Source organism: Peptoanaerobacter stomatis (genome assembly GCF_000238115.1).
Lineage (GTDB): Bacteria > Bacillota > Clostridia > Peptostreptococcales > Filifactoraceae > Peptoanaerobacter > Peptoanaerobacter stomatis.
In genome coordinates this window covers 1-20,962 of sequence record NZ_JH414558.1, presented here as the reverse complement: position 1 = coordinate 20,962, position 20,962 = coordinate 1, and the positions used below count along the sequence as shown (strand labels likewise).

General features: G+C 29.8%; 15 protein-coding genes. 10 read left to right on the top strand and 5 right to left on the bottom strand.

Features of this window, described 5'->3' with window-relative positions; translation table 11 throughout:
- Positions 1-94 precede the first annotated feature (94 nt).
- Both HMPREF9629_RS08070 and murB read right to left on the bottom strand, forming a co-directional pair.
- Positions 95-3,577: a hypothetical protein gene (locus tag HMPREF9629_RS08070; protein WP_009525900.1), complete on the bottom strand. Its 3,483-nt coding sequence runs from the start codon at positions 3,575-3,577 to the stop codon at positions 95-97.
- A 23-nt stretch (positions 3,578-3,600) separates the two neighbouring features.
- Entirely contained in the window at positions 3,601-4,530 is a 930-nt protein-coding gene (murB, locus tag HMPREF9629_RS08065; protein ID WP_009525899.1) for a UDP-N-acetylmuramate dehydrogenase, read from the bottom strand.
- Positions 4,531-4,950: 420 nt separating this feature from the next.
- Between murB and HMPREF9629_RS08060 the strand changes: the two genes are divergently transcribed.
- The 6 genes from HMPREF9629_RS08060 to HMPREF9629_RS08040 all read left to right on the top strand — a co-directional run bounded on the left by HMPREF9629_RS08060 (position 4,951) and on the right by HMPREF9629_RS08040 (position 10,529).
- Entirely contained in the window at positions 4,951-6,102 is a 1,152-nt protein-coding gene (locus HMPREF9629_RS08060; protein ID WP_040012571.1) for a cysteine desulfurase family protein, read from the top strand.
- A 2-nt stretch (positions 6,103-6,104) separates the two neighbouring features.
- The gene (gene thiI / locus HMPREF9629_RS08055) at positions 6,105-7,283 is read left to right on the top strand and encodes a tRNA uracil 4-sulfurtransferase ThiI (protein ID WP_009525897.1); all 1,179 of its coding nucleotides are present in this window, start codon (positions 6,105-6,107) and stop codon (positions 7,281-7,283) included.
- A gap of 284 nt (positions 7,284-7,567) precedes the next feature.
- The gene (locus HMPREF9629_RS08050; RefSeq protein ID WP_009525896.1) at positions 7,568-8,386 is read left to right on the top strand and encodes a GTP pyrophosphokinase; all 819 of its coding nucleotides are present in this window, start codon (positions 7,568-7,570) and stop codon (positions 8,384-8,386) included.
- A gap of 32 nt (positions 8,387-8,418) precedes the next feature.
- A complete protein-coding gene (locus HMPREF9629_RS08045; protein WP_009525895.1) occupies positions 8,419-9,111 on the top strand; it encodes a response regulator transcription factor in 693 nt (230 codons plus the stop codon).
- Complete coding sequence (locus tag HMPREF9629_RS12260) at positions 9,104-9,478, top strand: hypothetical protein (RefSeq protein ID WP_009525894.1); 375 nt, start codon at positions 9,104-9,106, stop codon at positions 9,476-9,478. Before HMPREF9629_RS08045 ends, HMPREF9629_RS12260 begins: the two co-directional genes overlap by 8 nt.
- Positions 9,471-10,529 carry a sensor histidine kinase gene (locus HMPREF9629_RS08040; protein ID WP_009525893.1) on the top strand — a complete coding sequence of 353 codons (1,059 nt, stop codon included), beginning with the start codon at positions 9,471-9,473 and terminating at the stop codon, positions 10,527-10,529. Before HMPREF9629_RS12260 ends, HMPREF9629_RS08040 begins: the two co-directional genes overlap by 8 nt.
- Before the next feature lie 120 nt (positions 10,530-10,649).
- Here the strand turns inward: HMPREF9629_RS08040 and HMPREF9629_RS08035 are convergent, their stop codons facing one another.
- A complete protein-coding gene (locus HMPREF9629_RS08035) occupies positions 10,650-11,633 on the bottom strand; it encodes a LacI family DNA-binding transcriptional regulator (RefSeq protein WP_009525892.1) in 984 nt (327 codons plus the stop codon).
- Between the two features lie 528 nt (positions 11,634-12,161).
- Between HMPREF9629_RS08035 and HMPREF9629_RS08030 the strand changes: the two genes are divergently transcribed.
- Positions 12,162-13,577, top strand: a complete 1,416-nt coding sequence (locus tag HMPREF9629_RS08030) for a sucrose-specific PTS transporter subunit IIBC (protein WP_009525891.1) — start codon at positions 12,162-12,164, stop codon at positions 13,575-13,577.
- 152 nt (positions 13,578-13,729) lie between these two features.
- Positions 13,730-15,220 carry a sucrose-6-phosphate hydrolase gene (locus HMPREF9629_RS08025; protein ID WP_009525890.1) on the top strand — a complete coding sequence of 497 codons (1,491 nt, stop codon included), beginning with the start codon at positions 13,730-13,732 and terminating at the stop codon, positions 15,218-15,220.
- A 52-nt stretch (positions 15,221-15,272) separates the two neighbouring features.
- On the opposite strand, the gene polA is transcribed toward HMPREF9629_RS08025, so the two are convergent.
- Complete coding sequence (polA, locus tag HMPREF9629_RS08020; protein WP_009525889.1) at positions 15,273-17,924, bottom strand: DNA polymerase I; 2,652 nt, start codon at positions 17,922-17,924, stop codon at positions 15,273-15,275.
- Entirely contained in the window at positions 17,921-19,339 is a 1,419-nt protein-coding gene (locus HMPREF9629_RS08015) for a hypothetical protein (RefSeq protein WP_009525888.1), read from the bottom strand. The genes polA and HMPREF9629_RS08015 overlap by 4 nt, the downstream gene beginning before the upstream one ends.
- 127 nt (positions 19,340-19,466) lie before the next feature.
- Between HMPREF9629_RS08015 and HMPREF9629_RS08010 the strand changes: the two genes are divergently transcribed.
- Together HMPREF9629_RS08010 and HMPREF9629_RS08005 are read left to right on the top strand one after the other, a co-directional pair.
- On the top strand, positions 19,467-20,189 hold the full coding sequence (locus HMPREF9629_RS08010; protein WP_009525887.1) for a hypothetical protein: 723 nt from the start codon (positions 19,467-19,469) through the stop codon (positions 20,187-20,189).
- A 531-nt stretch (positions 20,190-20,720) separates the two neighbouring features.
- Positions 20,721-20,927 carry a hypothetical protein gene (locus tag HMPREF9629_RS08005; protein WP_009525886.1) on the top strand — a complete coding sequence of 69 codons (207 nt, stop codon included), beginning with the start codon at positions 20,721-20,723 and terminating at the stop codon, positions 20,925-20,927.
- The last annotated feature ends 35 nt before the right edge of the window (positions 20,928-20,962 follow it).

Genomic DNA, 20,962 nt, shown 5'->3' with positions numbered 1-20,962 from the left:
CTTGAATAAGCAAAATTTCCATATCTGTTAAGATAATCTTGAGCATAAGCGTTTATGTCGGCAGAGTTTCTGCCGTATTTTGATATGAAATCATCTACATAACCGTAGTCTTTGAGATATGCCTGTATATAATCGGCACCGTTATATGAACCACCTTTATTTTTATATATTTATCTCTTATATAATCATTGAATGATTTAAAATCATAATCTGAACCGTATTCGGCTTGGTATCTCTTTTGCATTTCATTTGCCAATGCGTTTGCGACAGCGGTTCTGTAAGCATCACGTTCAGCTTTATCTGCTTCTATTTTTTCCTGCTCAGCTTTTTTCTTGTCTTCTTCAGCCTTTTTTTTGGCATCTTCTTCAGCTTTTTTTGCCTGATCTTCCACTACATTCAATTTTTGTGCTACTGCTTTGACGTAAACATTTTTTGAACCTAATCTTTTTATTGCATTTTCACCTATGTTTATAGTGTGGTCTTTTATCTCAAGTGAATTTGCCAATGTCTGTCCTACAGAAAGTGTTAGAGTATTGTCAGTTGCATTTATTGAAGTGAATGCTGTAGAGCCGTCTATTGTTATTTTTGAAGAGTCTGTCAATTCTATATTTTTGTCAAATTTTAAAGTTATTGTTTGGTCGGTGGATTTTTTCTCAACTTTCGGTACATCTGCCGATAATAAAACAGGAGGAGTTTCTGTTGTGAATTCATATTCTTCCGTTTCATTATTTGTACTTGCCGATGCACCTTGTGAGTTTGTAAATTTATTTTTGTATATTTTTAATTTATATTTTGTATCAGGTAAAAGTAAATCTTTTAAAACTATATCTACTCCGTCTATTGCACCTGAACTTGAAATTTTTTTGTTAACAGATTTTATACCAAGTGACGGTGAAGTGGTGTCTGATGCCAAGTTTATTGAAAACGCATTGTTTGTATATGTGTAAGGTATTGTAAACTTGACGTTTATAGGTGTATCCGTTTCTATTTGAGTGTTATTTTTATTAGTTTCACCGATTTTATTGACTTGTACAACTTGAATGCCGGATGGTTCAAATTTGTTGAGCCTTATATAATCCGATACCGTTGATGCGAGAGATTTTATTTCAAAATCAGGTTTGGTATCGTCTTGAACCGCACCTAAAAATTCTTTTGCATATAATACAGAAGCTGAAACATTTTTTCTTTTTATTGTTTTTGTATCTGCATTTAATTTTATCTGATATTTTCCTGTCGGAAGATTTCTTATAACTAAAGTTTTTTCTCCTATCAAGTCTATGTCGGATGGAGATATTGCGGAAAATTCGGTGTATTGTCCAAATTCATTTAATTTGTAAAGTTTTATATCGGATACTGAAGGCGTGTCTATTTTTCTGTCAAATGTTACTGAATAATCTTTGTTTACCTGTGTACCTTGCGTTCCTACAGGTTGTTTTTCAGTTTTCAATAAAAATACAAATTTTGTGTCACCTATAGATGCGTTGTAAGTTGTATCCGCTAATTTTGAATTGTCTACTGTGAGTGTGTATTCAGAACCCGGTTCAAGAGGTTTTTTCGGTGTAAGAGTAAATTCATCAAAACCTGTTGTTACATTTGCAGGTGTTATATTATAGTAATCCGTTATTCTTTCTGCAACTGAACCTTTTGACAGTTTTAATATATCTTCAAGTGTTTTTCCTGATTTTGCTTTTACATCTAAACTCAATTTTATTTTTATATCACTGTCTATCAACAAATTGTCTATTGTTTTGCTTGATGATAGAGCTGATAAGTCTACTGACGGAATATCAGACTCATTAAAAGTTATCAGTTCATCAGATGATGAAAAATTTTTAAGCTCCAAAGTCGCTTTTAAATCACTGCTCGGTCTTGATATTGTAAATGTATCATTGAAAGCTTCCGCTTGTAATCCGCTTGATGAATATCTTTTAAAAGTATTGGCAGGTATATTTATACTTGCATTTCCAAGTGCTGATGAAGATACATCAAGCGCTATCGTTAATGTGTTATTATTTTGTAAACTTGCAGAAACTATTGGTATAGGAGTAGAGTTTACATCTTTTACAATAATTTTATCTTTTAAAGGATTTGATGGTGATGTGTCAATTTCTTGTATCGGTCTTGATGATGTTAATGTCAAAGTGGAGTTTGTTGAACCTTTTTCTATGTTTTTTGTATTTAGAGTAAGTTGTGGTCTTTTTTCTGTTGTAAAAGTATATTTTTCTTTTGTATTGCCGGCAGGTATGATAGGGTCGTTGTTGTACAAAAATTTGCTCTTGTTTATCTCTATAATGTATTTTGTGTTTGGCTCCAATGTTGTGGAAACTGAATTTATTTCTATCCGATCTTTTTTATTTGAACCGTTTTCTTTTTGCTCCATTGTTATGCCTAATATAGCCGGAGTTATTGTAACAGCTTGACTGACATGAGCATTATCCGTACCATCTTTAACAAAAAGACTTTTATCATCAGGTATGTTCTGATTGATAGTTATATTGTTGTCGTTTATCAGTGTATCTACGTCTATATCTATGTTTGAAGCACTTTGTGCATTAGCGAGTGCAATAGTAGCTGATGATTGTGAAGTTGTGAATTTTTTCAGTACTATATTTTTTGAAACATCAAAACCTTTATACTTTATTGAAACATTACTTTGATTTTTAGTTTCAGCATAAAGCGGTACAGGATTGGATATTGTAGGCTCACTACCTGTGGTTGTTTTATTTCTTACAAAATTTTTTGTAACCATAGTTGATATAGAATTATCGGTGTTATTTACAAGCACAGTGTACGTACCATTTTTTATAGGACCTACCAATACTGTACTTGTAGTAGTATTTGGTTCATACTCTATTTTTCTGTTTTGTGCACCGAAATTGCTCAATTTTTTGAATGTTGCACCTACACCGCCATTTTCATCTTTAAGTAATATATCGTTGTTGTCTATTATGGTATTATTTGCGATATCTTTGTCAATTTTTCTGTCAAATGTTATTTTCAGTTTGTTGTGTTCTGAACTTATAGATGTTATTTTAGGCATTCTTTCAGAACTTATTTTAAATACAAAATTTTGGTTGCCTAATGGTGTAGAAGGAGCAGACTGTGTGCTAAGCTTTGAAGTATCTATTTTAAGTGTATAATTAGCATCTGGATCTAATGATTTATTTACTAAAGGTGATAATGTTATTGAAGAGAAATTTGTATTGACAAATGAAGGATGATTAAATACAGATGGAACAAGATTTGTGCTGTCGCCATCTTTTGTCAATATTATAAAATCTTTTAAAGTATTTGACGGATTCGTAGTTTTTACATGTATTGGATTATTATTATTTTTGTCTTGAAAATCAATTTGTATAGGCGTAGATATATGTGCGTCCTTGATTTGTGCATTACCGCCTAATTGTATAGTTTTATTTGCTGATTTTAATTCGTCTTTTGCATCAAAATGATTAAGTGTAATTTTTACCTGTACATCGGGAGCTGCTGCATATACTATTTTGTTCGGATTGTAAAAACAGGATAATATCAGCACGAATGCCAATATAAACGAAATTTTGCGTTTTATAGTAATCATACTATATAAACTCCTTTCAAAAATTAAAATTCTCCAACTATTTTTATCTCTTCCTCAAGAGATACATGGAATTTATTGCCCACAACTTGTTTTATAAATGTCAGCATTTCCAATACTTCACTGCAAGTGGCATTGCCTAAGTTGATTACAAAACCGCTGTGCATAGATGACACGGCGACATTTTTCATAACAAGTCCTTTAAGTCCGCTGTCTTCTATCAATTTACCTGCAAAATATCCCTCCGGTCTTTTGAAAGTTGAGCCGGCGGAGTAATATGACAGAGGTTGTTTTGAAGTGCGCTTAAATGTATAATCGTCAATTTTTTCTTTTATTTCAGTAAAATTTCCTTTTTTCAGTTTTATTCTGATGCTCAAAACAACCAAATTTTTTTTTGATATTATTGAATTTCTGTAAGAAAATTGCATTTGTTCATTGGATAATTTTTTTATGTTCATATCTTTATCCAATACTATTACTTCTTGTACAACATTACTCATCATAGAATCATATGCACCGGCATTCATTGTAACCGCACCGCCTATTGTACCGGGTATGCCGCAGGCAAATTCAAAACCTGTGAGAGAATTGTCCAAAAAATATTTTGAAAGTGAGGTCATAGACATACCGGACTCTACTTCTACAGTTTCATCGTCTATTTTGGTAAGTTGCGAAAAATTATCCGACAGTTGAACTACTATTGCCCTTATACCTTTGTCAGATACTAACAAATTACTTCCGTTGCCCATAACAAATACAGGATATTCATAACTTTTTGAAATCTCCAATATATTCATCAGATGGACGAGAGACTTAGGTCTTACAAAAAAATCAGCTTCACCGCCTATGTGAAAAGATGTGCAATTTTTCATAGGATAATCTGTTATTAAGTCATAAGGAGCGAGTTTTTCAGCAATAAAAGATTTTACGTCTATATTTTCTCTTTTACTTATCATATCTATAATTCAGAGCTAAAAAATAAGTACGAGCTTGTATTTTTTAAACCCATATCCTTTCTTTTAAATAATCATACAAATTAATTATATAATAATATCATATTTTTTTCAATTATTTTAAAATTTTTAAAATATAGCTGAAAAATAAGAATTGAAATAATAAAATAGCCATGGATATATTTAAATGTAAAATAAATTTTTACACAATCATATTCCAACTTTTAAAATTAATTATTCAAAAATATCAATAAATTTGATATAATCATATTTATTGAAAGTTATTAAGAAAATATCCTGCAAAAAGATTATATAATAAGTTTTTGTATTTTAATATTTTTAATTATTTAATATAGTCTTTTAAACAGATTTGTGCTTTAAATTGATAATTTATTTATTAAAAATTGATTAGTGGTGATAAAATTGATATATTTAGATAATTCTGCAACTACTTTCATCTATGACGAGGTTTTACAAAAGATGAAAGAAATATATATAAATTGTAATTTTAATCCATCTTCTGCTTATGATGTGGCATTCAAAGCGGAAAATGAGTTGAACAATGCACGAAAGATAATAGCTGAATCGATAAAGGCGAATACTGATGAAATAATATTCACTTCAGGCGGAAGTGAGAGCAATAATACAGCTATACTTGGAGTAGCAAGGGCAAATAAAAATAAAGGAAAACATATAATAACATCAAATATTGAACACAGCAGTGTATATAACACATTTATGTATTTGAAAGATTATGAAGGTTTTGATGTTACATTTTTGAAAGCTGATAAAAATGGAGTTATAGATTTAGAGGATTTGAAAAATGCAATTAGAAAGGATACGGTTTTAGTTTCTATAATGCACGTAAACAATGAGATTGGCTCAGTAAATGATATAGAAAAAATCGGAAATTTGATAAAATCTGTTAATCCTCTTACATATTTTCACACAGATTGTGTACAATCATATATGAAATTGCCAATTGATGTGTCGAAATTAAATGTGGATTTAATATCGGTAAGTGCACATAAAATTCATGCACCTAAAGGTATAGGATTTTTATATGTGAGAAAAAATGTCAAGATGTTGCCACTTATATTCGGAGGAGGGCAAGAACATAAATTAAGAGCCGGTACAGAAAATGTGGGAGGTATATGTGGATTTTCAAAAGCTGTTGAGATGCAAATGAGTCTTGAAAAAACAGATAATATAAGAAAAAATAGAGATTATCTGATTGAACTGCTAAGTTTGCAAATTGAAGATATAAGTATAAATACACCTCCTATAAATGCACCCCATATATTGAGCGTATCATTTGCAGGTATAAAATCTGAAGTTTTGCTTCATTATTTGGAAATGGATGAGATATATGTATCTGTAGGCAGTGCATGTTCATCTAAGAAAAAAGGTTCAAGAGTTATGCAAAGTATAGGATTGCAAGATAAATATAAAGACGGTACGGTAAGAATATCGCTTGATGAAAGCACAACTTTGCAAGATGTACAAAAAGTAGCTGAAAAGCTGAAAAAATATATAGAGGATATAAGAAAAGTCACTAAATACAAAAAGAGGTAAAGATGTACGATATAATAATAGTGAGAAACGGAGAAATTTCTTTAAAAAAGAAAAATAAAGCAGAATTTGAAAATGCCCTTGTAAAAAATATAAAATACAGATTGTACAAAAATAAAGAAATAAAAATTAAAAAAGAAAATGGACGAGTGGAAATATCTTTAGGAAATGCAGATGCGTTTGAAATTATCAAAAAAATAGATGATATATTCGGTGTGGTTTCTATGTCGCCTGCTATGGTATCTGATAGCGGATATGATAATTTATTTAAGCTTATAAAAAGACTTGTAGATTTTGAGATAGATAAAGATAAAAAAACGAGTTTCAAGTTGAGTATAAGGCGAATAGACAAAAGTTTTGATATGCAGTCAAATCAAATGAATATAGATATGGGAGAGAAAGTTTTAAGAGAATATCCAAACTTGTATGTGGATGTAAAAAATCCGGAATTTGAAATACACTGCGAATTCAGAAAAGGTGTGAATATAGTTTACAGTAAAAAGATATTAGGCGAAGGTGGAATGCCGAGAGGTATAAACGGAAGAACTTGTACTTTGATATCAGGCGGCATAGATTCACCGGTTGCGACATATCTTATGGCAAGACGCGGACTTTTTATAGAGGCAGTACATTTTCACAGTTATCCGTTTACAAATGAACGTTCAAAACAAAAAGTTATAGATTTGGTTTCACATTTGACAGCGTATTGTGGAAAAATAAGACTGCATTTGGTAAATTTATTGAATATTCAAAAAGAGATAAATGAAAAATGTCCTGAAGAATATATGACAATACTTTCAAGACGTTTTATGATGAGAATAGCACAAGATATAGCAAATGAATATGAGTGTACGGCACTTATAACAGGAGAAAGTTTAGGACAAGTAGCATCGCAGACTTCCCTCGGACTTCTTGCAACAGACAATGTAGTAAATACCATGCCTGTATTTAGGCCGTTGATAGCTATGGAAAAGGACAATATAATAGAAATTGCAAAAAAAATTGGCACTTATGATATATCAATAATAAAAGAAGAAGACTGTTGTACAGTGTTTTTACCTAAAAAACCGGCTACAAAACCTAAGATGGGAAAAGTTATCAGCAGTGAAGAAAAATTGGATATAGATAAACTCGTAAAATCAGCTATAGAAAAAAGAGAAATTTTGGAGCTTAAAATAAAATAATTTTATACTTTAAATTTAACATTTATACTAAAACCTGTTTAAAATTAGATTTATACTGAACACTATTAAAAACTATAATATTATGAATTATGTATAATTGATTATTTTGAAAAACTTTAACATTTTTTAAAGATATGAATATATTATACTTTCAATCAGTTTTTAGTGTTAATTGTCTGAAAGCAAGGCTGTAAAACTATTTTAGATGAATGATATTCTTGAATATAATATTTTTCTATTATAATTTTATCAGGTATCGGTATAAAATAAGGAGGAAAAATTAAGTGGACGTTTTTTCTTGGAAAAAATTTCTGTTACCTTACGAATATGCAGTTGAGGAGTTAAAGATAAAGTTTAAGGATATAAGAAAAGAGTTAAAAGATACGGAAAGTTATTCTCCAATAGAGTTCGTTACCGGCAGAGTAAAAAAAATATCTTCGATAATAGACAAGGCAAAAAGATTAGATGTTAAGTTTGAACAGTCTGAGCTTAGAGAAAGCATAGAAGATATAGCAGGCATAAGGATAATGTGTCAATTTGTAGAAGATATCTATACAGTCGTTAAATATATAAGAAGCCGTGAAGATATGAAGGTAGAGTATGAAAAAGACTATATAAAAAACTACAAAGAAAGCGGTTATAGAAGTTATCACGTCATAATAAGATATCCTGTCCACACTGTTAGAGGCAGAATGGATATACTTGCAGAAATACAGATAAGAACATTGTCTATGAATTTTTGGGCAACAATAGAACATTCACTCAAATACAAATATAATCACAAATTACCTGATTATCTCATAGAAAAACTTAAAAATTCAGCTGATTCAGCTTTTAAGTTGGATGAAGAAATGAGCGATATAAGAGATGAAATAGTAAGAGCGCAAGTGCAATTTGAAGTGAAATCTATTACGGTAAAAGAGATAACAGCAAGTATAAATCAGCTTAACATATTAGGTTATCCGGATGAAGCATTAAAATATCTCAAAAAATTTGAAAAATTGGAAGATATTCAAGATGTTGAACAGATGATAGAATTGCAAAATGAAATAAAAAGCAGACTTCAGGAACTGAAACCTATCGAAATCATTAAAGAGAATTGATAAATATTTTTTTAAAATAAATTGGAGATAATATGAAAACTGTATTTATTGTAGATGATGAAAAAAGAATAAGAGACTTGATAGAAATGTATCTGAAAAAAGAAGGGTATGAAACAAAATCATTTTCTAACGCTAAGGATACTCTTGAAGAATTTAGGATGAATGTTCCGGATATCATGATACTTGACATAATGATGAGAGATATGGACGGACTTGATCTTTGTAGAGAAATAAGAAAAACAAGCAACGTTCCTATAATATTTGTTTCAGCAAGAAGTGAAGAGTTGGACAGAATATTAGGATTGGAGTTAGGTGCCGATGATTATCTGCCTAAACCTTTCAGTCCGAGAGAGCTTATGGCAAGAGTAAAGACCGTATTAAAAAGAACAGCGACTATACAACAAGTAAGCAAAGAAAAAGGAAATGTAATAGGCTTCGGAGATTTTGAGATGTATACGGACATAAGGGTGGCGAAGTCAAGAGGCAAAGAGATACCTCTTACAATCAAAGAATTTAACTTACTCGAATATCTTGTGAAAAATCTCAATACACCTATGTCAAGAGAGCAGATAATAGGATCCGTGTGGGGATATGATCATGATGGATATGACAGAAGTGTAGACGATACAATAAAAAGAATAAGAAAAAAATTGAACGAATACGGAGCTATGATAAAAATAAAAACAGTATGGGGATACGGTTACAGGGTAGATTCAGATGAGTAAACTCGGTATAAAGATAGTAATCAGTTATATAATAATAACTGTTGTATCAACTTTAATGTTTATATTCATCGTCAGATGTGCGATGATGAATATAATAATTGATGAAAAAAAAGACAATCTTCAAGATATTGCCGAGTTTATAGTAAACAGTATAAATGACACTATAGAAAAATCGGGAGTTGATAAAAGCAAAGTAAAATCTGAAAATGATATAATATTTTATGGAAAAACATATAAAAATTGCAACTTAAAAATAGCGGGAAAAGTAGTAAAACTACCTCTGTCAATATTTACCGTGCAAAGTTCAAAAATAGACGTATATTTATTGGATGCTCAAGAAAAAGTGATTTTTTTACAACATGGATAACGACGATGATATTAATAAAATTACTTCAAAAAATGAAGCGATATTTGATAAAAAAAATTTTTACGCTCAAAAAGATATTTATATAGGCAAAGCTTATATAGGCAGTATATTGGTTACAGTCGGAGAAAAGAATCTGATAGATATAAATATGCAGATATACACTATAGTATACGGCAGTTTTTTGATAACAGGTATGATTACATTTTCTATGGTATTGATATTAAAAATAAATGTATTGAAGCCTATTGACAAACTTAGAGAAAATATATCACAAATATCTCTTGATAAAGACTTGAACTGGAAAAATATAAATACCAGAGATGAACTTGAAGATATGAATAGAGAACTTTACGATATAACAACTAAAATGCAATTTCTCACAGAAGCAAGAAATGAATTTTTTCAAAATACATCTCATGAACTGAAAACTCCGCTTATGTCCATAAGAGGATATGCAGAAGCAATAAAAGACGGTGTATTTGACACGCAAGAACAACAAGAAGCATTGGATATAATAATAGATGAAAGTGATAAATTAGCCTCATCAATAACATCCGTACTGTATATAAGTTCATTGGAAAAACATTTTAGAAATATTAAAAATGCAGAGATGATAAACATATATGACGAAATAGAAGAGCTTAAAACAAGACATGCATTTTCAAAAATAAGAAATGAAATAGAAATAGTAAATAACATACCGAAAAATCTTTATATTGAAGTAGAGCCGGAAAAACTCAATCGTATAATATCCAATCTTTTCAGCAATGCGCTTAGATATGCAAAAAGTAAGATAATGTTTGGATTTATTGCAGAATACGATAAAGTGCATTTTTTTGTAGTAGATGACGGTAAAGGCTTTGAAAACAATGAAAAAGAAAAAGTGTTTGATAGATTTTACAAAGGTGATGACGGAAAAAACGGATTGGGGTTGGCAATAGTAAGCTCAATAGTAAAAAGTTTTGACGGCGATATAAAAGCATATAATTCCAAAAGCGGAGGGGCAGTAATAGAAATAATAGTTCCAAGAAAAAGCTATGTTCATTATTAATTAAATAGTGTAAAAATTTATAAAAAAGAGCTGTTAGAAAATGATAAAATATCAATAATAATAGCTCTTTTTTAGTGAAAATTTTGTATAAAACATTTTCACAACATTTTTAAAAACATTTTATGTACATAATCTTCTTGTAGAATTTCTAATTTTCAGTTCGCAATCAAGTACCATTTTTTTAGGAATATCAATGCCATTAATCATATCAAGCAACATCTTTGCAGACATAGTGCCTATGTCGGAATAAGGAAAAGATATTGTAGTCAATGCCGGATTGAATATCATTGACATATCATAATCTCCAAAACCGCTTACCGAAACATCTTTCGGTATATCAAGGTTTAATTTTTTAAGCCCTTTTATTATACCGAATGCTATATTATCAGTAGCTGCAACATAGTATGTAGACTTATTTTTCTTATATGTATTTATAAGCATATTGTATGCCGAGTATACATCAAATCCTACAGTATGGTAGTTTACTTTTATAGTTTTGTCTTTCTTTAATACACTCATAAGTCCGAGGTATCTGGATTTGATACTCTTGTCATAATCCCCGACACCGAAATAGGATATATTTTTGTGTCCTGAATTTAAAATATACTCTCCTATGAGTTTACCGGCTTTGTAGTCATTATGAACTATGCAATGAATTCCGTCCAATTCTTGACCTATAACTATAAACGGCACTTTCACATCGTTTATAGCCTTATAATGTTCATCAGTAACCTGTGATGCAAATAATATTATCCCGTCCACTTTTTGATTTGCTATGCTGTATATAAGCTTTATTTCTTCTTTCATGTTATCGTTGGAGTTTGAGATAAACAGCTTGTAAGATTTAGTTTTTAAGAAAGCGTCTATGGCATTTAGAGATATGTTTTTAGAAAAACCTATAAAATTCGGAATTATAGTAGCAATAGAATTGCTGTTGGCAGCTTTCAAACTCCGTGCAAAGGTGTTCGGGATATAGTTTAACTCATCCACAACTTTTTTGATTTTTTTAGCTGTATTTTTACTGATAGAGCCGTTGTTTAAATATCGTGAAACTGTACTCTTAGAAACACCTGCCAATTTAGATATGTCGTTGATATTAGCCATAAATCACCTCTAAACAATGCAAGCATTTTAATTAAAAAAACTTGTCATCAGTAACAACAAGTTATAAAACTATATCTATATAAATTATAGTACATAATATTATAAATGTCAAAAGATTATTTTAAAACTTTTAACAATTTTTATACAAAATTTGAAGTATTCTTTAATTATAGTATACAATAGTGAACATATTGATTAATTTATTCAATAATATTAGATTTTTATAAATTTATAGAGTTTAATAATTATTCTTAATTGTATAAATACTATATTTGTACTGAAAAAATAAACAGATATAGTATAATATGTATAGATAAAATTAGATATTGACATAATTATGTTAATTTAATATAATAAGCTGAATGGAACCGATACCTAAATTATTTAATTGTTTAAAATATTAGGTTTATAAAAGCGATTTATTGGTATAATTTTTATATATTAAGTTCATAACCATAGTCATATATCTTCTAAAAACGGACTATGAAATATAGATTATTATTAAGAAATATTTTAAGGGAGGTATGTATGGACTATAAAAAGGTTGCAAAAGAAGTTACAGATGCGATTGGAGGCAAGGAAAACATTTCTTCCATCACGCATTGTGCTACAAGATTGAGAGTAATGGTTAAAAACCAAGAAAGTATAGACAAAAAAACTGTGGAAGATATTGAAGGAGTTAAAGGGGCATTTTTTAATTCCGGTCAATATCAAGTAATATTTGGTACAGGTACAGTTAATAAAGTGTTTGAAGAAGTGGCAAAATTAGGCTATGGAGATGTAAATGCAAATGAAAGCTCAAAAGCTTCAAATGACGAAGTAAAACGTTCAAATGTTCAAGGAAATGTATTTAAAAAAGCTATAAGAACGTTTGGAGATGTGTTTGTGCCTATAATACCTGTACTTGTTGCAACAGGACTGTTTATGGGACTTAGAGGCTTGCTTACTCAAGAGCAGGTTCTTGCAGCTTTAGGCATGACAGCTGATGATATAAGTCCAAATTTTTTGTTATGGACACAAGTTTTAACTGATACGGCATTCGCTTTTTTACCGGCGCTTGTTTGTTGGTCAACGTTTAGAGTTTTCGGAGGTTCGCCTGTAATCGGTATAGTGCTTGGACTTATGCTCGTAAATCCATCACTTCCTAATGCTTATGCGGTTGCAGCAGGGACTGCCTCTCCTATTATAATGTTTGGATTTATACCTGTTGTAGGTTATCAAGGTACAGTTTTACCGGCTTTTTTTGCGGGAATTTTGGGTGCGAAATTGGAGCAGGCGCTTAGAAAAAAAATACCTGATACATTTGATTTATTATTAACTCCGTTTACGACTTTACTTATTATGAGTGTATTATCTTTATTTATAATAGGACCGATATTCCACTCTTTAGAAACTGTTGTACTTAATGCGACAGAAGTGGTATTGAACTTACCTTTCGGTCTTTCAGGAATAATAGTTGGCGGATTGCAACAGATTATAGTTGTTACAGGTATACATCATATATTCAATTTCTTGGAAGTACAACTATTGGCAAATTTCGGTAAAAATGCGTTTAATGCTCTTATATCAGCTGCAACAGCTGCACAAGCAGGTGCAACTTTGGCGGTAGGATTTAAAACAAAAGATAAAAAATTAAAAGCTCTTGCATTACCTTCATCATTATCAGCGTCTTTGGGTATAACAGAACCGGCTATTTTCGGTGTGAACCTTAGATTTGTAAAACCTTTTGTTTGTGCGCTTATAGGAGGAGCGTGCGGAGGCTTTATGGCATCTATTTTCGGCTTGGCTGGTACAGGTATGTCTGTAACTGTACTTCCGGGAATGTTATTATATCTTAACGGGCAGCTGTTGCAATATATAATATCATTATTGATTGCGGCAGGAGTTGCTTTTGCTCTTACTTATATGTTCGGATATAATGATAAAATGTTGGAAGAAAAATAATATTAAAAATTATTTAAACATTATATAAAAAAGTATATGTTCATTAGAGAATTGTATAAAAATTAGAAAAAAGGAAATATTTATCAAAAAAATTTACTTGATAATATTTCCTTAAGTTTTGTTAAGATTGTAATTTTAATAGAAGGGGTAGTATGAAGAAGATTACAAATAAAGAAAAATATAGAGTTTTGGAAAAATCTGACTTACAAAATCTTAAAGATATGAATGAAGAAATAAAAAAATCAAGATTTAGACAAAAATTCCATATACAACCTATAACAGGTCTTTTAAATGACCCTAACGGTTTTTGTTTTTTTGATGATGAGTGGCATATTTTTTACCAATGGTTTCCTTTTGGTGCAATGCATGGAGCAAAAAATTGGTATCATATGACATCTGATGATCTTGTAAGTTGGAAAAATAAAGGGCTTGCATTAAAACCTGACACAGTTTTTGATAACAGAGGAGTATATTCAGGAAGTGCGATTATATATGACAATAAGCTTAATCTTATTTATACAGGCAATCATAAAGATGAGAGAGATATAAGACATCCTTATCAATGTGTAGCTGTGCTTGAAGATAACGAAAAATTTGTTAAAAAAGATGAGCCTATAATAAATATGTCGCAGGATTATACTGAGCACCAAAGAGATCCCAAGATAATGTATGTTGACAATAAATATTATATAATACTTGGTGCGCAGGACAAAAACTTAAAAGGCAGGGCGTTGATATATGTATCCGATGATATTTATAATAATTGGAAATTGTTGGGAGAATTGAAAGTAAAAGGATATGAGGATTTTGGCTATATGTGGGAGTGCCCTGACCTTATAAAAATAGAAGATAAATATGTGCTTATTTTTTCACCTCAAGGCTTACAGGCAAATGGATATAAGTATAACAATATATATCAAAACGGATATATAATAGGTAAAATGGATTTTGAGACGCTGGAATTTATACCTGAAAGTGAATTTGAGGAGTTGGATGGAGGATTTGATTTTTATGCATCTCAAAGTGCAAATCAAAACATATATGAAAATACAGCAGTTTTAATAGCATGGATGGGTTTGCCGGACTCTTCATATACCACAGATGACGAAAACTGGTCAGGCTGTTTGACTTTGCCAAGAGAGCTCAGTATAAAAAACGGAAAGCTTGTTCAAAAACCTGCAAGAAATTTAAAAATTCTAAGAGATGATGTAATCACATCGCACATATCAAAAGATTATTTGCAAAAAATAGAAACTCCGTTAGAAATCAAACTGGATAATATAAATTCTAAAAATTTGGAAATAAATATTTTTTCTGATAAAAACAATAGTTCAAATTCAGGGTTTAAAATAAGTTTTGATAATAAAAAATGTGAGTTTACAATAGATAGAGGAAGTTTGTCTAATAAGATTAATACAAATCAAGGCTCTACAAGAACTATAAAATTGAATGTACTTGATAAACTGGACATATTTATAGATAACAGCTCTATTGAAATATTTATAAATGATGGAGAGTATACTATGACTTCAAGAGTTTTTCCAACAGACGAAGAATGTATGCTATATATAAAAGCAAAAGATAATATTAAATTGGAAATGTGTAGATTAAAAGAATTGATGAATGAGGAATTTATAATATAAAAGTGAAAAATGACTATTGCTTTATTTTTAGCAATAGTCATTTTTTGTACATTTATTTTGTATCAAACCATGAGTTACCTACATTTATGTCAACTTTCAGCTCTACTCTCATTTTATACGCATTTTGCATTTCTTCTTGAAGCAATGTTTTTATATAATCTTTTTCATCTAATGCGGTTTCTATTATAAGTTCATCGTGAACTTGAAGTATCAATTTTGATTTTAGCTGTTCTTTTTTGAGTCTTTCGCTCACTTTTATCATGGCTAATTTGATTATATCGGCGGCGCTTCCTTGTATAGGTGTGTTCATAGCCAATCTTTTGCCTAAATTTTTTACTACGAAATTTTTTTGCTTTAATTCCGGAATATATCTTCTTCTGTTTAAAATTGTAGTTACATATCCGTTTTTTTCTGCTGATTCTACTATCTCTTTCATATATTTTTCAACATTTTTATATCTGTCAAGATAGTTTTTGATATATTCTCCTGCTTTTTTCTTGGTGATACCTAAGTTATTTGACAATCCGAAATCGCTTATCCCATATACTATTCCGAAATTTACAGCCTTTGCTGCCGAGCGTTCTTCTTTTGTAACTTGATCAATATCAACTCCAAAAACTTCGGACGCTGTTTGTGTGTGTATGTCCGTATCTTTTGAAAATGCTGTTATAAGGGCATCGTCATTTGATATATGTGCAAGCACTCTAAGTTCTATTTGTGAATAGTCTGAATCTGTCAACACATAATCATCTTTTGCAATAAATGCTTTTCTAAGATTGCGACCTAATTCCAATCGCACAGGTATATTTTGTAAATTCGGTTCTGTTGATGATATTCGTCCTGTTGCAGTTATAGTCTGATTGAATGATGAGTGTATTCTGTGAGTTTCAGGATTTATTATATTTAGTAGACCTTCTACATATGTCGATTGAAGTTTGGTATATTGTCTGTAAGATATGATTTTATCTATTATTTCGTGTTTATCTTTTAGTGATTCTAAAACTTCGGCATTTGTAGAGTAACCTGTCTTACTCTTTTTTAATGCTGGCAATTTTAATTTTTCGAATAATATTACACCGAGTTGCTTTGGAGAGTTGATATTGAATTCTTCATCTGCCAATGAATATATGTCTTTTTCAAGTATCGAGATTTGTTTTACAAATTCCGATTTTTGATGTTCAAGCTCTTTTTCATCTATTGCTACACCGTAATACTCCATATCTCCAAGTACGCTTATCAGTTTCATTTCTACATTGCTGAAAAGTTCAAACATATCTTCAGATTTTATCTGTTCAAATATTTTTTCGAAAGAATTATGGACTGTATGCAAAATTTGCATAAAATAATTTTCCACTTCTGTCTTTGTAAATGCGTTTATTATTTTTTTGTTTTTACCTTTTCCGAAAAACTCTTCTAAAGACTGAATATTGGGTAAACTGTATGTTATTGCAACTTTTGATATGTCATATACGGATTCATCCGGATTTAATAAATATTGTGCTATTAACAGGTCGTAGAATAAACCTTGAAGGTTTATATCATAAGGTAACAGTGCTAAGTAGTCTTGTTTTAAGTCATAGCCGTATTTTTGTATTTTTTCATCTTCAAATATGTGCTTTATCTTAGGAAGTTCATCAGGATTTATAGTATAGTATTTGCCATTTGACAATATACATACTGATAAAATGGCTTGCATATTTACAGGCAAATGCTCTTTTACAATTTTTATGAATATTTTTTCGCCTATATTTTTCAAAAAATCCTCTGTGTCTTGCGAAATTTCTATTTTATTTGCTATGGTATTGTCTTGAGCTTCATTTTCGTCTTTTTGATCGCCTATTGCATATGATTGTAATTTTTTTGCAAGCGACAGCATATTATGCTCTATAAAAAACTCATTTAATTTATCTGAATTTATAGGTTTAAGCTTGAGTTCTTCGACATCGAAATCTATCGGTATCATAGTGTTGATAGTGGCAAGTTTTTTGCTCATAAATGCCATTTCTTTATCTTTTTCGAGTTTTGTTTTTACACTGCCTTTTATTTCATCTATGCAAAGATATAAATTTTCTATGCTTTTATATTGTTGTATGAGTTTTAGACCTGTTTTTTCTCCTATACCTGCTACACCGGGTATATTGTCCGAAGAATCGCCCATCAAGGCTTTTAAATCGATAAATTCCAACGGAGATATACCGTATCTGTTCATCATTTCTTTATCATCTATTATTTCAAGTTCGGTTATACCTTTTTTTGTGAATAATATTTTTGTTTTGTCGCTTGCAAGTTGAAAAGAATCTCTGTCGCCTGTTATTATTAAGACGGATATATTTTCTTTTTCAAAAAATTTAGATACAGTTCCTATTATGTCATCTGCCTCATAGCCTTGTAGTTCCAATCTTGTGATACCGAAATATTCAAGCATTTCTTTAAGAGGTGAGAGTTGTTCAAATAATTCGTCAGGCATTCCTTTTCGAGTGCCTTTATAGTCTTTATACATAATATGTCTGAAAGTAGGACCTTTTAAATCAAATGCAACGCTTAAATGTGAGGGCTGATATTCTTTTAATATTTTAAACAATATATTTGCAAAGCCATATACAGCATTTGTGTGCATACCGTTTTTATCCGTTAGGGGAGGTATGGCATAAAATGCTCTATTTATTAGAGAATTGCCATCTATTATTATTAGTTTTTCGCTCATTGTTCCTCCAAATGTTTTATGTTTAGAGCTAATCTTTGTTTTATATCTATAAGCTCTGAAAATTCATAGAAAAATCTGATTTTTTGATATTTTTGTTCCACTTCAAGAGGCTTTTTCTCTAACATAAATCTTGCCATGCTTTCTATTATATCTCTAAATGGATCTTGAGATACATATTCGTTCAAAAATTCTCTGCTGTGTCGTAAGAAAAAATATTTTTTTGCATTTTCATCTGTGCTTATGCTTGATACAAAGCTGTCTTGATATAACATATCATCCCAAAATCTGTTATAAAATTGCATAAGATATGAGTCTTTTTTTGAAAAAATTCTGATTATATCAAAATTATCAGAGTCTGTTATACCGTTTCCTTTAGAATAATCAACTTGGTCATTACCTAATAATATAACTCTTGCTAACTCGCTTATTACTGAATGATAAAACCTGCTTTTTTCAAAATCATTTGTTATGCCCGAACTGAAATCTGCGCTGTCTATTCCTAAATAGCCACGCTGCTTATTTTGAAAATCGCTGGCATATGCAAGAAGTCCTTTTTCTTCGTCAGTAAATATGAAAAAACCTTTAAAATATTTTGGATATATTACGTCTAATAATAGGGATTGCATATTTATAAGATTTTTATATTTTTTGTCATCTACTGTGGACAAAGTATCTGTTGTTATAGCTTTTAACTCTTTTTGTATGATTGAGCCGTTTTCAATTTCATAATATGCCAATATTTTAAATTTTCCACACAATTGTCCAAGTATAAGATATGAGTCTATATCTGTATATTTCAGCAATATAGATAGTATTTTTTGATGCGTTGAAGCTGTTAAATAGCTTTCTTCGGAATTCATAGTATCTATTATCTCAGTAAGCGAAGTGTAATCTTCTTTAGATAAGATGCTTTTTAAGTTTTGCATTTGTAATTTTTGAACGGCAGATTTTTTTTCGTCCCATTTTATATTTGTTATTATTTCTTGTGTGTCTAAATATGCGTCTTCTATTGTCTTTTCTTTATCCATATCAGGAGATTTCTCTTTATCCATATCATGCAAGAGGTATTTTTTTGTATATTTGTTAAGTGCATTGTTCATAGATATGGCTTGGTTGCTTGCAATTTTTACATTATATAAATAATCGGTCATATTTTCGCTTTGACTGTTTATATTAATTTTATCGTTATCCGATTTATTTATATCATTATTTAATGAGTGTATCAACTGTGCAAAAGTGAATTTGAGAGAGTTTTCTTCATATGGCTTGATTGAATATCTGAGTGCTCCGATTATGCTTTCGAATTTGATAGAGTTATCTCTGACAGAATCTATATAAATATAGAAAAAAGCTATCTTTAAAAGTGCAAATATGGAAAATATCACTATTAAAATTATAGGAAATTTCTTTTTCAAAATTATTATCCTCCAAAATTTAGATTTATATATATTTTGTAATATTGAAACTTAAAACCTTTTATGTTATTATATAATATATTGGAAAAAAATACAAAAATATTTTATTAAATATTAGGTGATTGATATGTTTTCAAGTTTGAGTATGAAAAGTAAGATGATTTTAATTGTCGGCTTTATACTTATATGCTCTGTGATAGGATTGGGGGTATTTTTTGGTCTTAGTAACGCATTTCCGAAAAAAACTCATAGTGAAAATAAGAGCAGTGATGTATTACCGAAAGAAGACATAAAAAAAGAGGACGAAGTTAAGAAAGAAGTAAAAGAACAATCACAAGAAGATGAAAATTCAAAATCTAAAAAAGCGATGGCACTAATAGAAGATAATGATATAGACTATTATATATCAAAATCTTATAAAGTAGGGACAGATATAGATGCGGGAATATACAAAGTGGTATCGGACGGAGAAAATTCAGGTCAGTATACGATAACAGATAAAAATAACAAAAATGAAGTGGATTTTTACGAAGGTAAAATATTTTTTAACTTCAGATATGTGGAATTAAAGGAGAATGAAAGTATATATTTAGTAGATGCAGACTTGGTAAAAGTTGACGAAAACAGCAGGTATTCAGGCGATAAATATATATCGGGACAATATAAAGTCGGTTTTGATATTCCTCCTGGAAGTTATAAATTAGTACCTACAGGGCAAGCGGGTTATGTAGAAATATCAACGTCACCTATGTCGGATGTTATATTCAGCAGATATGTCGAAAAAGAAGCATATATAGAGATAAAACAGGGACAATATCTTACTATATCAGGTGTTGATGTAATAAGATAGATTGCAAAAAAGTTAAATATATATTTAATTTGTATATAAAAACTCTTGATTAATGACTAATTAAGGGTTTTTATTTTTTCTAATTTGAGTGTAAACAGGTAATAGTATAATACCAATAACTTATAAATAGTCATATAAAATAAAATGTCAATACTAAGTACTAATTAAAACTGCATTATAATTTATATATCTGAAAAATCATATTTTTCTAAATCAGAAAATACATAAAAATTAGAAATTTTATATTTTATAATAGTGTTCAGTATAAATTGAATGTATTTGACAATGGGAACTTTTGCATGATAAAGTTGGCAAAAACACATTTAAATGTATTTTATATATTTTAATTTAAAGTGATATTTTAAATAGATTTTATATAAAAAAATAAACAAAAAAGTAAAAAATAAATATATTTATAGACAAACAGACTGATATTTTATATAATATGATGATATTGACAAAGAAAGAATATGATGCCTACCCTTTCACATCAATATATTATAAAAATTTATAATATAAGGAGAAATGCTTATGATTAAAACTACTATAAACAGACCCATGTATTTTTATCTTATGATATTTTGCCTTTTTATGAATTCACTTCTCGGTTTTGCACTGTTATACATAGATAACGATAACTTGGCATATTTTGTTCTTACAGCGTCAATTATTTTGTATATAAATATTTTTCACCCGAACAACACCCAAAAAAATAGCATTTTTCTATCTGTATGGTGATAACAACAACAGTATGTAGTGTAATAACAATAGTA

Bases quoted from the DNA above. Each gene is read 5' to 3' on its own strand.
- murB (WP_009525899.1), bottom strand. From the start codon at position 4,530: ATGATAAGTAAAAGAGAAAATATAGACGTAAAATCTTTTATTGCTGAA.
- HMPREF9629_RS08045 (WP_009525895.1), top strand. From the start codon at position 8,419: ATGAAAACTGTATTTATTGTAGATGATGAAAAAAGAATAAGAGACTTG.
- HMPREF9629_RS08005 (WP_009525886.1), top strand. From the start codon at position 20,721: ATGATTAAAACTACTATAAACAGACCCATGTATTTTTATCTTATGATA.
- HMPREF9629_RS08040 (WP_009525893.1), top strand. From the start codon at position 9,471: ATGGATAACGACGATGATATTAATAAAATTACTTCAAAAAATGAAGCG.
- HMPREF9629_RS08030 (WP_009525891.1), top strand. From the start codon at position 12,162: ATGGACTATAAAAAGGTTGCAAAAGAAGTTACAGATGCGATTGGAGGC.
- HMPREF9629_RS08070 (WP_009525900.1), bottom strand. From the start codon at position 3,577: ATGATTACTATAAAACGCAAAATTTCGTTTATATTGGCATTCGTGCTG.
- thiI (WP_009525897.1), top strand. From the start codon at position 6,105: ATGTACGATATAATAATAGTGAGAAACGGAGAAATTTCTTTAAAAAAG.
- HMPREF9629_RS08035 (WP_009525892.1), bottom strand. From the start codon at position 11,633: ATGGCTAATATCAACGACATATCTAAATTGGCAGGTGTTTCTAAGAGT.
- HMPREF9629_RS12260 (WP_009525894.1), top strand. From the start codon at position 9,104: ATGAGTAAACTCGGTATAAAGATAGTAATCAGTTATATAATAATAACT.
- polA (WP_009525889.1), bottom strand. From the start codon at position 17,924: ATGAGCGAAAAACTAATAATAATAGATGGCAATTCTCTAATAAATAGA.
- HMPREF9629_RS08010 (WP_009525887.1), top strand. From the start codon at position 19,467: ATGTTTTCAAGTTTGAGTATGAAAAGTAAGATGATTTTAATTGTCGGC.
- HMPREF9629_RS08025 (WP_009525890.1), top strand. From the start codon at position 13,730: ATGAAGAAGATTACAAATAAAGAAAAATATAGAGTTTTGGAAAAATCT.